This window comes from Clostridium sp. DL1XJH146, from assembly GCF_054819755.1.
In genome coordinates this window covers 63030-70323 of record NZ_JBTVVN010000020.1, presented here as the reverse complement: position 1 = coordinate 70323, position 7294 = coordinate 63030, and the positions used below count along the sequence as shown (strand labels likewise).

The following is a 7294-nucleotide window of genomic DNA, read 5'->3' as shown; positions in this document are numbered from 1 at the left end:
ATTGGTTTAATCTGACCAAAGGGAAGAAAATCATCAATAATTGTGCATTGTAAATTGTGCATTGTGCATTGGTTTAATCTGACCAAAGGGAAGAAAATCATCAATAATTGTGCATTGTAAATTGTGCATTGTGCATTGGTTTAAACTGACCAAGGGGAAGAAAATTATCATCCATTGCACTCTGCACTCTGCAAATCGCACACTTGTTTAAAAAAAAGGGGGTTTCAAAAAAAGTGTATATTATAAGTGCTTGTCTTTGTGGAGTGAATTGTAAGTATTCAGGAGAGAACAATTTTGATGAAAAAGCTTATAAATTATTTTGTGAGGGCAAAGCTGTTTTGGTTTGCCCAGAGCAATTAGGTGGATTACCAACACCGAGAACTCCTAAAGAAATTGTCGGTGGGAATGGGTATGATGTTTTAGATGGGAAAGCTAAGGTATTAGATAAAAAAGGTGAGGATGATACAGAGGGATTTATAAGAGGAGCAGAAGAAACTTTGAAAATAGCAAAGGCAATAGGGGCAGAAACAGCTATTTTTCAAGTAAGAAGTCCTTCTTGTGGAAGCAATACTATATATGATGGTAGTTTTAGTGGTAATAAAGTAGAAGGCTGTGGGGTAACGACGGCTTTGCTTAGAAGAAATAGCATTAAGGTTATTAATATTGAAGAGATTTAATTTTCAGGATCTGTTATAATGAGTTGTTGATTTATGGGATATTGTTTGAACAAATAGTTTCAATATATAAAATATTATATTGGCTAAACTAATTTATTTAGCTAAAGTTTTAATAGACACAGCATTGGAATTATATCTAGAATTAAATAGAATGATTGATAATTATTTACTATAATATAATTAGGATAAAATACAGAATATTAAAAAACTAAATTTTAAGGAGGAATATATAATGGATAATAAAGAAATCAGATCTTCTGCAAGAGAGAATTTAAGAGGAACTTGTAAAGTATGCTCACAATGTAATGGCATTGCATGTGCTGGTCAAACTCCAGGTATGGGTGGAAAAGGGACGGGGTCATCTTTTAAAGAAAACTTCGAATCATTAGCTGCGTATAAAGTCAATTTAAGGACTCTTCATGATGCAAAGGACCCAGATACATCATTTGAGTTATTCGGTAAGAAAATGGATATTCCAGTTTTTGCAGCTCCAGTAGCTGGCACAAATCTAAATATGGGTGGAATGTTTACAGAAGAAGAGTACATATCTTGGGTAATTGATGGGTGTAGTGATGCTAGAATATATCCAATGGTAGGAGATGGACCTGTGGATACATTTTTACAAACTAATTTAGAACAATTAAAAAAAGTAGATGGAGAAGGTATTGCTATAATTAAACCTTGGGTAAATGAAGAAGTAATTAAAAAAATAAAACAAGCAGAAGATGCTGGAGTATTTGCAGTTGGAATGGATATAGATGCTTGTGGACTTCTTTCTTTGGCTTTGATGGGAAAACCTGTAATGCCAAAAAATATTGAGGAAATAAAAGAAATAGTTAAAAATACAAAGGTTCCATTTATTTTAAAAGGGATTATGACACCGGACGAGGCAGAATTAGCAGTTGAAGCTGGAGTAGATGCTATAGTTGTATCAAATCATGGTGGACGAGCATTAGATCACACTCCAGGAGTAGCAGATGTACTACCGGAAATTGCAGATAGAGTAAAAGGTAAGATAACAATATTAGCAGATGGTGGTGTTAGGTCAGGAGTAGACGTTCTTAAAATGATAGCTCTTGGGGCGGATGCAGTATTGATAGGAAGACCTTTTGTAACAGCCGCTTTTGGAGGAAAAATAGAAGGCGTTAAACAATATATAGAAGGATTAAAATCAGAATTAAAATCTGCAATGGTTTTGACAGGGTGTAAAACTATTAAAGATATAGATGGCAGGGTGCTATACTAAATTAAAGCTGTATCAAAATAGAGTTTTAAACAATATTTATGGTAAATATGCTTTTATATAGAAGAGATATAGAAAGGGTTAATAACTAGTTTTAAAGTTATTAACCCTTTGTTGTTTTATGCGTAAAAACACATTCCATTAGTATTTTAAGGTATTATTCGCAATGATCATTTTAAATATTTATATAAGTATACATTACTTATTAACGAGCTTATTATAAAAACAGATACAGTTGCTATAGCAGCTCCGTTAGACCCGAATTTTAAAATTAAAACTACATCTAATATAATATTTGCTATTCCAGAAATTATAGCATTATAGAAATTAACTCTTACTTTTTTTATACTAGCAAGGATATTTCCAGCTGGAGATCTAAATGAGCCTGCAATAATATATCCAAACATTAAAATTCTGAATGGAACTATAGAATCTAAATAATCTGATCCAAATAAAAGAAGTATAAATGGCTTTGCTCCAATTATTAAAATTGTTGAAATAGTTAAATTAAATAAGAATAAGTATTTTTCTAATTTTATATAGTTTTCTCTTATCCATTTTTTATCATAGTTATTTTTTGCAAAATAAGGATATACAAAAATCATAATTGATCCAGGAATAAATAGAAGATTGAAAGGCACTAAAGTTGCATTTCTATATACACCTACCGACATACTATCTTTAGTTATTAAACCTACTAAAAAAGTGTCTAAAAGAAGTAATAATTGAGAAATTGCATTTGTAAAAGAACAAGTAAGAGCATATTTGGTAAAGGAGATTTTTTCTGTTTTCTCCAGCTTTGATGCTTTCCACAAAGGAATAATATAAATCCTAGATAAATAAAATGCAATTATTAATGTTATTGAGTAAGCTAAATACCTTGCTATAATGACTCCTTTTAAGCCAAAAAAGAGACCAAGTATAAAAGTAAATAAAAAGAATAAAATTGTATTTGAAGATGTTAAAAAAGAAAATTCTCTGTTTTTTAACTCTGTTCTGAAAAATATAGAAATTAATTCAAATAGAATTAGTATTATTGGGAAGAAAAAGAAAGCTCTAAGTATTTCTGTACTATCTACCACGGGAAGTTTGAAAAAACTTGTATAAATTAAAATAGCTAGAGATATGGTAGAGTTGGCTAAAACACCTAGTTTTAATGCGAATTTAAGATATTTATATTTATCCTCGTAATTAGTTTTCTCACTGCAATATTGCAAAACAGCGGGTACAACTCCTATACCTTGAAGCAATAGAAACATATTTAGAGCAGTTAAAGCATATGAGTAATCTCCATAATTTTTAGTAGATAAAATTCTAACTAATACCAATGATGATGCAAATTGAACTATTTTATTTAAAAAGTTAGCGCTGAAAATATGTATAAAACCATTTTTGATAGCAAATTTTAATTTTGAATTGTCTGTCATATTATACCTCTCATTATCGTAATTTAATTCAAATGTATTATAGCATTCGAAGGAATTACTTACAATCTGTACTGTTTTACTTCTATGTAACTAAATATAACTTAATAATTAAGAGGCGTATCTAATAAATAGGAAACTATAAATTAATAAATTTGAAAACTGTTATAAATGTATAAAAAATATGTATTTGGCCATAATATTCAAGTAAGGAGGGGTATTATGGAACAAGTATGTTGTCAAAAAAGAGATAAAAATTGTCATAATAGCGCTAAAAGGGTAAGAAGAGAAGGCAAAGTGCCAGGTGTTTTATATGGTAAGAATATTGATACAACTTTAATATCATTTGATAGAAAAGATTTGAGTAAAGAGGTCCAAAAAGATGGTGAGCATGCTGTTTTTAATCTAGAGTTAAATAATAATCCACATAAGGTGATTATTAAAGAAATCCAAAGAGAACCATTAAAGCATGAAATAGTTCATATCGATGTTGAAGAAATAAACCAAAATACCATGATACAAACAGAAGTGCCCATTATTTTAAAAGGTGAGGGTGCGGTTTTAAGTAAGGGAGGTATTTTGCAGAAGGAAAAAGATAAAGTTAAAATAAAATGTTATCCAGATGAAATTCCTAAATCTTTTGAGGTTGACGTTTCAAATATGAATATTGGAGCAGTATACAGAGTAAGAGATGTAGAAGTGGGTGAAGAAATTTCATTTACTTCAGATTTGGATACAATTCTATTTTCGGTAAATTATATAAATAATAAAATTGAAGAAGAACTTGAAGATGAAAAAAGTGCCCTTAATAGCCTTGTTAAAGACGAGTTAGCGTATCGCAAAGAAGAAGAAGAAAAAGCTAATTAGATACATAAGATTTAAAATATAACATTTAGGATTGTGAGTTCCTAAATGCTATATTTTATTTAAGTGTTGTATCTTATTACCAAAATATTGTATAATGTTCATATAATATTTTGAGGAGGGTTCCAATGAATTATAGAGATAAATACAATGAATGGTTAACTTCATCAATAATTGATGAACAAACAAAAAATGAACTTAAGGGTATTAAAGATGAAAAAGAAATAGAAGATAGATTTTATAAAGATTTAGAATTTGGTACTGGTGGATTACGAGGTGTAATTGGAGCAGGTTCAAACAGATTAAATGTATATACTGTAGGTAAAGCAACTCAAGGTCTTGCTGATTACTTATTAAATAGCTATGAAGACCAAGATATATCAGTAAGTATTGCTTGTGATTCTAGAAATATGTCAAATGAATTTGCAGAAAGAGCTGCAACTACATTGTGTGCTAATGGAATAAAAGTAAACTTATTTGAAAGTTTAAGACCGACACCAATGCTGTCATACACAGTAAGAGAATTAAAATCAAAAGCTGGAATTGTTGTTACTGCTTCTCATAATCCAAAGCAGTATAACGGGTATAAGGTATATGGAGAAGATGGTGGACAAGTAGTAGACGAACCTGCAAAAAGAATAATTGATTTTGTCGATAAAGTTGTAGATTTCGATCAAATTAAAACAATGAGTTACGATGAGGCTATAGAAAAGAAGCTTTTAATCATAATAGGAGAAGAAGTTGATAAAAAATATTATGATAAAGTGAAAAATCTTTCTATAAGAGATGAGCTTATAAAAAACAAAGCAAAAGATTTAAAAATAATATATACTCCAATTCATGGTAGCGGAAATGTACCTGTAAGAAGAGTGTTAAAGGAACTAGGATACGAAAATTTATCAGTAGTAAAGGAACAAGAATTACCAGATGGTAATTTCCCCACTGCAAGTTATCCAAATCCTGAAGAACCAGCAGTTTTCAAAATTGCTTTAGATATGGCAAAAAGAATAAAACCTGATATTATTTTTGGAACTGATCCCGACTGTGACAGGATTGGAGCGGTTGTAAAAGATAGTTCTGATGAATATAGAGTTTTAACAGGAAATCAAATGGGCGCATTACTAACTGACTATATATTATCTTCATTAAAAGAAGAAGATAAAATGCCAAGTGATGGTGTAGTTGTTAAGACAATAGTTACCTCTGAAATGGCAAGAAAAATTGCTGAAAAGTATGAAGTTGAAATAATAGATACATTAACTGGATTTAAATATATTGGTGAAAAAATTAAAGAATTTGAAAAAACTAAGGAAAATACATATTTATTTGGATTTGAAGAAAGCTATGGATATTTAGCTGGTGATTTTGTAAGAGATAAGGATGCAGTAATTGCAGCTACATTAATTTGTGAGATGACTTTATATTACAAAGAAAAAGGAATTAGTCTATACGATGCATTGATTAACTTGTATAAAGAGTTTGGGTTCTTTAAAGAAAGTTTAGTTTCTATAAAGTTAGAAGGGAAAGAAGGTCAAGAAAAAATCACAAATGCTCTTGATTATTTGAGAAATTCTATGGAAGACAATATTGATGGTGTGAAAATTGTTAAAACCTTTGATTATAAATTGAGCATAGAAAAAGATTTAGTTAATTTAAATGAAGAAAAGATTGATTTGCCGACATCAAATGTTTTGAAATTTATACTTGAAGATGGTTCTTGGTTTGTTGTAAGACCTTCAGGAACAGAACCTAAGATGAAAATATATTTATCTGTAATAGGGGATAGTTTAGAAGGGTCAGAGAATAAAACACAATCTTTTACAAATTCAGTTATGAAAATAATAAATATGGCAACAAAATAGATTTTTAAACGCTGCTGAATAAGCAGCTTTTAAATTTTTTGTGAATTTATACGAAAAAAAAGAGATTTTTTCTATAGTTTTGTATATAATTTAAGAGGCAATTAATATAGAAAATTGTATTCTAATTACTAAGAATAATTACACTAGGAGGCATTATGGCAATAAAAGAAAGTTTTAGAAATAAAATTGATGATATATTATTTTTGAGTATTAATGAGGAAAGAATAGAAGGTTTATTTGGAGTTAATATAAATGAAGAAATTTATATGCCTATTTCAGCTAAGAGTTTAATAGAAAAAATTCAAAAGGGTGATGAAATAGATGAAATTTCCATTGGTTACTTTGTAGAAGGCATGTTTACTGTTTTAGGATTAGATAAAGAATTTAAATATAACAAATATTATATTGAATTACTAAGAAATTTAGATAAGAGCTTGGAGTATGTAAAGGGATTAATTGCTAAACAAGTGAGAGTAAAAAAATATGAAGAGGCTTATATATTGTTAAAAGGTCTTTCTTTAGTAAAAAATAGTGAAGAAGTAAATGAAAAATTATTGATGTTAGCAAATGAACTTCGAAAAAACAATAAAGATTATGATAAGGAATTATTGGATATAATTGAAATGAGTAGGGAGCTAGAAAATAATAATATATCTCATATTTATTATGCAGAATATTTAAAAGAAAAAGGGGATTCTGAAAAAGCTTTATTTCATATAAATGAGTTTATTAGAAATGGAGGAACAGAAACTTCAGAGATAACGGACACAAAAGAAGCATTGAAAATAGAAGTAGAATTTAGAAAGGCAAAAGAATTAGTTTATGATAGTCCAGAAGAAGCTTTAAAAATACTAGTGCCATATTTGAAAGAAATGGGAAATAACGCAAGTGTATATTATTATATAGCTATAGCTTATAGGAATTTAGAGAATTTTGATAAAGCTATATTTTACTTAAATGATGGAATAGCAATTGATAGTTCATTCCCAGAGATGTTTAATGAAATGGGTATAAACCTAGCATCTGTTGGTAATTACAAAGATGCAATAGAATATTTAAGAAAAGCATTTGAAGCAACTAAATCTATTGAAATTTGCACAAATTTGATTATGTGTTATTTAAATAATGGAGATGAAAAGCAGGCAAAATATCATTTTGAACTAGCTAAGAAAATTGATGAGAATGATGAAATTTTAAAAGAAATAGAAAGATATTTTAAATAAA

At 28.9% G+C, this 7294-nt stretch carries 6 protein-coding genes; 5 read left to right on the top strand and 1 reads right to left on the bottom strand.

Features of this window, described 5'->3' with window-relative positions; genetic code table 11:
• Positions 1–233 precede the first annotated feature (233 nt).
• Positions 234–677 (top strand): 2-thiouracil desulfurase family protein, encoded by a 444-nt coding sequence (locus tag ACVHXK_RS11180; protein WP_461206476.1) that lies wholly within the window; start codon positions 234–236, stop codon positions 675–677.
• 232 nt (positions 678–909) lie between these two features.
• Positions 910–1923: an alpha-hydroxy-acid oxidizing protein gene (locus tag ACVHXK_RS11175; RefSeq protein WP_461206475.1), complete on the top strand. Its 1014-nt coding sequence runs from the start codon at positions 910–912 to the stop codon at positions 1921–1923.
• A gap of 167 nt (positions 1924–2090) precedes the next feature.
• Here the strand turns inward: ACVHXK_RS11175 and ACVHXK_RS11170 are convergent, their stop codons facing one another.
• Positions 2091–3347: an oligosaccharide flippase family protein gene (locus ACVHXK_RS11170; RefSeq protein WP_461206474.1), complete on the bottom strand. Its 1257-nt coding sequence runs from the start codon at positions 3345–3347 to the stop codon at positions 2091–2093.
• Positions 3348–3566: 219 nt separating this feature from the next.
• On the opposite strand from ACVHXK_RS11170, the gene ACVHXK_RS11165 reads away from it, so the two are divergent.
• From ACVHXK_RS11165 to ACVHXK_RS11155, 3 genes are all read left to right on the top strand, one after another.
• Complete coding sequence (locus tag ACVHXK_RS11165) at positions 3567–4211, top strand: 50S ribosomal protein L25 (protein ID WP_461206473.1); 645 nt, start codon at positions 3567–3569, stop codon at positions 4209–4211.
• A 125-nt stretch (positions 4212–4336) separates the two neighbouring features.
• Positions 4337–6070, top strand: coding sequence for a phospho-sugar mutase (locus ACVHXK_RS11160; protein WP_461206472.1), 1734 nt, complete (start codon positions 4337–4339; stop codon positions 6068–6070).
• 155 nt (positions 6071–6225) lie between these two features.
• On the top strand, positions 6226–7293 hold the full coding sequence (locus tag ACVHXK_RS11155; RefSeq protein WP_461206471.1) for a tetratricopeptide repeat protein: 1068 nt from the start codon (positions 6226–6228) through the stop codon (positions 7291–7293).
• Position 7294: the final 1 nt, after the last annotated feature.

Coding starts and splice junctions, on each gene's coding strand:
- ACVHXK_RS11165 (WP_461206473.1), top strand. CDS start 3,567: ATGGAACAAGTATGTTGTCAAAAAAGAGATAAAAATTGTCATAATAGC.
- ACVHXK_RS11175 (WP_461206475.1), top strand. CDS start 910: ATGGATAATAAAGAAATCAGATCTTCTGCAAGAGAGAATTTAAGAGGA.
- ACVHXK_RS11155 (WP_461206471.1), top strand. CDS start 6,226: ATGGCAATAAAAGAAAGTTTTAGAAATAAAATTGATGATATATTATTT.
- ACVHXK_RS11160 (WP_461206472.1), top strand. CDS start 4,337: ATGAATTATAGAGATAAATACAATGAATGGTTAACTTCATCAATAATT.
- ACVHXK_RS11170 (WP_461206474.1), bottom strand. CDS start 3,347: ATGACAGACAATTCAAAATTAAAATTTGCTATCAAAAATGGTTTTATA.